The following is a 4,242-nucleotide window of genomic DNA, read 5'->3' on the forward strand; positions in this document are numbered from 1 at the left end:
AGGCGGCCTGGCGCTCAAGCGGTTGGCTCCGGCGCGCAGCTAGTTTCCTGCGGCGTCACGCGCAGCGATGTAGCCGTACACCAGTCCCTGAGCGATGGTGGCGCCCGCACCGGGATACGTGGTGCCGAACGCGTTGGCCGCGGTGTTGCCGATCGCATACAAACCGTTGATGGCACTGCCGTCCTCGCGCAGCACCCGAGCATGGGCGTCGGCTCGCAGACCGCCGCAGGTGCCGAGGTCGCTGAGCACCATCTTCACCGCATAGAACGGCCCTCGGTCGAGGGGGCGGAGGTTGGGGTTCGGGGTGGCCGTGGGATCACCGTAGTAGCGGTCGTAGGCGCTATCGCCGCGGCCGAAGTCCGCGTCAGATCCGGCTCGCGACATCTCGTTGAACCGCGTCATGGTAGCCGTGAAATTTGATCTGGGAACACCGATCTTGCCCGCGAGTTCAGCCATGTCGTCGGACCGATGGGCGATCCCGGCTTGGTACCATGACTGTGGAATCGTCATACGCGGAAACAGTTCGCCGGCAAAGACATAGCTGTTGCGATACTTCTGATCGAAGACGATCCACATCGCCTCCACGGGATTGCCCGAGTGTTCCCGTTCCAGGAGCGCCTGTCCGAACGACATGTAATCGGTTGCCTCATTGATGAATCGAGTGCCGTTATGGTCGACGATCAGCGAGCCCGGTAAGGATCGCTCGGCCAGCATCACCGACGGTGCCCCGCCCGGCAGCGGCGATACGGCCGGGAACCACCACGCCTGGTCCATCAGATCCGTTGCGGCGCCGATATCTTGAGCCGCATGAATCGCATCACCGGTGTTGGTATCTGCTCCCAGGCTCATGTGCTCGCCAAGGGATTCCGACTGGAACTTCCGCCGCATGGCCATGCTGTGGTCGAACCCCCCTGCGGCCAACACCACGCCGCGCCGCGTGGCGACGGTGACTTCGGGTCCGTCGTGACTGACCACTGCGCCGGTGACCCGCATGCCATCGGTGGTCAAGCGCCGCAGCTCTGCGCCCAGCCAAATCGGGATCCCAGCACGCAGAATGCCGGCGAATAGTCCTGCGGCCAGGGCCTGCCCGCCCGCGACATACCGGCGGCCCAGAAGCAGTCCCCCCACCCCTTGGCCGAGGCGCTTAGCGATGGTGGGGAGGCCTCTCTGCGGAACGCGGGCCATGAGGTTCATCCAGCGATAGTCGGCGGTGGTGGTGGGCATGGGGATCTTGGGCTCCATCAACCCGGGTCGCAGGCGGCCCCGGTATTTGCCGAGGATCGCGGAGTTCAGGGGACGGCATTCGCAGGTCCGCCCGGCCGCGGTGCCGCCCGACGTCTCGGGGTGGTAGTCCGAATAGTCCTTTGCCCATGACAGCCGGATCGGGGTGGTGCGCCGCAGCATGTCGACTGTCGGGGTCACGTTCCGCAGGTAACCCGCGGAGCGTTCGGCGGGCGCGGTCCCTGCCACCACCGATCGGAGATACGTTTGCGCACGCTCGACGGTGTCTCCGGCATGCTTCGCTTCGAGGATCGGACTGGCCGGCAACCACAACGCCCCACCCGAGCGGGCGGTCGAGCCGCCAACATAACCCGACTTCTCCACGACCAATACGTTCAATCCGCATTCGTATGCGGCCAGTGCCGCGGCCATCCCAGTACCCGAGCCGACGACCAGCAGGTCGACTTTGGTGTCGCCGACCGGCACGCCAGTCGGGATGGTTCCGGGGTGAGGAGTCGCCACGGTGTCAGCCCTTTGCTGCCGATCGGCCGGCGCGACGACCGTAGAAGCTGCCGTCACCGAGCGAGACGCCGCTGGCGTAACCCCAGGCGGCCAGCCCGGCGGTCGAACGGCCTGCGGCGAAGAGCCCGGGGATCGGCTCGCCGCTGACATGCAGCACCTCGGCATCCAACGTGCTGGCGAGGCCGCCCAAGGTGAACCCGCCGGTGCTTTCTCGGAGATCGATTGCGCCAACCGGGGACCCGATCGGCTTCACCCACTCGGGCTTCTTGTGCAGCAGCGGGTCCTCACCGCGGGTGGCGCCCTCGTTGTAAGCGACCACGGTCGCCTGCAGCGAACCGGCTGCCAGGCCGATCTCGCATTCCAGGTCGGCGACGCTATCGGCCACCCAGGTCGCCGGTCGCAGCATGAACTTCGGCGACCATGACGCCATCGCCTGTTCTTGGGCGTCGCCGTCGATGATCAGGTACGCGATGTTGTCCTGCTGGTAGAGGGTGAGCTGCCCGATCCGGCCGGGATAGGTGTCCTCGGGGACATAGCGTTGGCCGCGGCCATTGACCAGGATGCCGCGCACCAACTGCTGCGGGTCGATGAAGATCGCGACTTCGGTGGCGTCCATGTGGGCCAGGTCGGCGCCCAGCGCCTGAGCCATCCGGATGGCCTGCCCGTCGTGCTGCTCAATCGAGGCCGCTGGCCGGCCGGCGATCCGCGGAGCGTAGCGGGCAACCATCGCATCGTTGTAGGCGAAGCTGCCCGTCGCGAGCACGACTCCACTGCGTGCCCGGATCGTCATCTCACTGCCGTACCGGCGGGCGCGGATGCCGACCACCCTGCCGTCGGATTCGACGATCAGACACTGAACCCGCACGTCGTAAATTGCCCGCGCACCGGCCGCCGTCGCGGTCTCGACGAGCGGCTTCATCAGCATGAAGCCGGCGCTGGCTTCGCCCTGCTTCTTGTTCGACATCTGGGGGACGTGCCCACGCGGGGCGGGGGTGGCGATCGTGTTGAACGGGTATGAGTTTTCGCCGCCGCTGTACATCAGCCCCTGGTCGCCCATCGGTTCCCAGCCGGGCTCGGAGAAGAACTCTTCTTTGAACGGGACGCCGCACCCGACGAGCCAGTCGAAGTGGGCGACGCTACCGGCGCAGTAATCGGCAATTCGGCCCTTGTCGGCGCCGGGTCCCATCGCGACGTTGAGGAACGCCGCCATGTTGTCTACGGAATCGTCAAAGCCACAAGCCTTTTGGAGTGGCGTGCCACCGCCGAGGTAGATGAATCCACCTGCCATCGCCGCGGCGCCGCCCCAGGAGCCGGTGCGCTCCAGGACTAGCACGTCGGCACCCGAGCGGACCGCCTCGACCGCCGCTGCGGCGCCGGCGACCCCGTAGCCGGCGATGACGACATCGGCCTCGTCATCCCACGAGGTGATCGACGCGGCCTGGACCGGCGTGACGTCGGTGTCGGGTGTCATGGCTGCATGGCCGCGGGCATCTCGCCGACCCATTGGTGGCCCCAGTAGCTGTCGGCGGTGATTTCCTCTGCGGTGTAATAGGTTTCGTCGACTCGCATGCCGTCCGTGCCGAATTCAATATCCCAGTCACCGGGTGCGCGGACGTAGAACGACACCATCTTGTCGTTGGTGTGGCGCCCGAGGGTGGACGACAACTGGAAGCCCTCGGCGTTGACGCGGTCCAGCGCCTGACCGACGGCGTCGAGGGTGTCGACTTCGACCATGATGTGGACGAGGCGTGGGTCGCGCTGGTGTGCGGCCGGGACAATCGCCAAACTGTGGTGTCGTTCGTTGATCCCGAGGAAGCGAACCCGCACTGGGCCAAACTCTTTCGGAAGCGGTACCCGGAACGCGCCGCGGGAACGGAAACCCAGCACTTCGGTGTAGAAGTCGAACAACCCGTTGGGGTCGGTGGCCGGCACGACGACATGGCCCATCCCTTGATCGCCGGTGACGAATTTCGCGCCGAACGGGGTGATGACGGGGCTGTGGTCAAGTACCGCACTGTGGAATACCTCGAGGGTGATGCCGGCGGGGTCCTCGAAGGTGATTACCTCCTCCACCCGGCGCGCCTCGGCTTCTTCGGTGGACAGCTGCTTGAACGGCACCCCCGCACCGTCGAGGGCGGCCTTGACTCTCTGCAGTGCCGGGTGGTCGCGCACTTCCCAGCCGATGGTGAGCACCCGGTCAGACTCACCCGGCACCACGATGAGCCGGGCAGCGCGCTCGTCCATCCGCACGTACAACGCTGACGGGTCGGGTCCCTTGCCTTCCGCGAAGCCCAGCACGCCGAACGCGAACTGTCGCCACCGGCCGATGTCATTGGTCGAAATCGTGATATACCCAAGGCTTTTCAGGTCGGCCACGTTGATCTCCTAAATCAGCGCCCGCAGCGGGCCCTCGGGCGGATCGATGCCTAGCGAGCTGAGCGCCGCTGCGTGGTAGACGGTGCCGGGGACGTGAATGGCATGCATTTGGCCGACGTGCAC

Annotated in this window: 3 protein-coding genes; all 3 read right to left on the reverse strand. The window is 66.2% G+C overall.

The window, feature by feature from the left end:
* Positions 1-39 precede the first annotated feature (39 nt).
* The 3 genes from WBF82_RS10190 to bphC are packed head-to-tail and all read right to left on the reverse strand — an operon-like array spanning position 40 to position 4,119.
* On the reverse strand, positions 40-1,743 hold the full coding sequence (locus WBF82_RS10190; RefSeq protein WP_424382915.1) for a 3-ketosteroid-delta-1-dehydrogenase: 1,704 nt from the start codon (positions 1,741-1,743) through the stop codon (positions 40-42).
* A gap of 4 nt (positions 1,744-1,747) precedes the next feature.
* Positions 1,748-3,214, reverse strand: a complete 1,467-nt coding sequence (locus tag WBF82_RS10195) for an FAD-dependent oxidoreductase (protein ID WP_424382916.1) — start codon at positions 3,212-3,214, stop codon at positions 1,748-1,750.
* A complete protein-coding gene (bphC, locus tag WBF82_RS10200) occupies positions 3,211-4,119 on the reverse strand; it encodes a biphenyl-2,3-diol 1,2-dioxygenase (protein WP_424382917.1) in 909 nt (302 codons plus the stop codon). Before bphC ends, WBF82_RS10195 begins: the two co-directional genes overlap by 4 nt.
* Positions 4,120-4,242: the final 123 nt, after the last annotated feature.

The sequence above is a fragment of the Mycobacterium sp. genome, from assembly GCF_049673265.1.
Lineage (GTDB): Bacteria > Actinomycetota > Actinomycetes > Mycobacteriales > Mycobacteriaceae > Mycobacterium.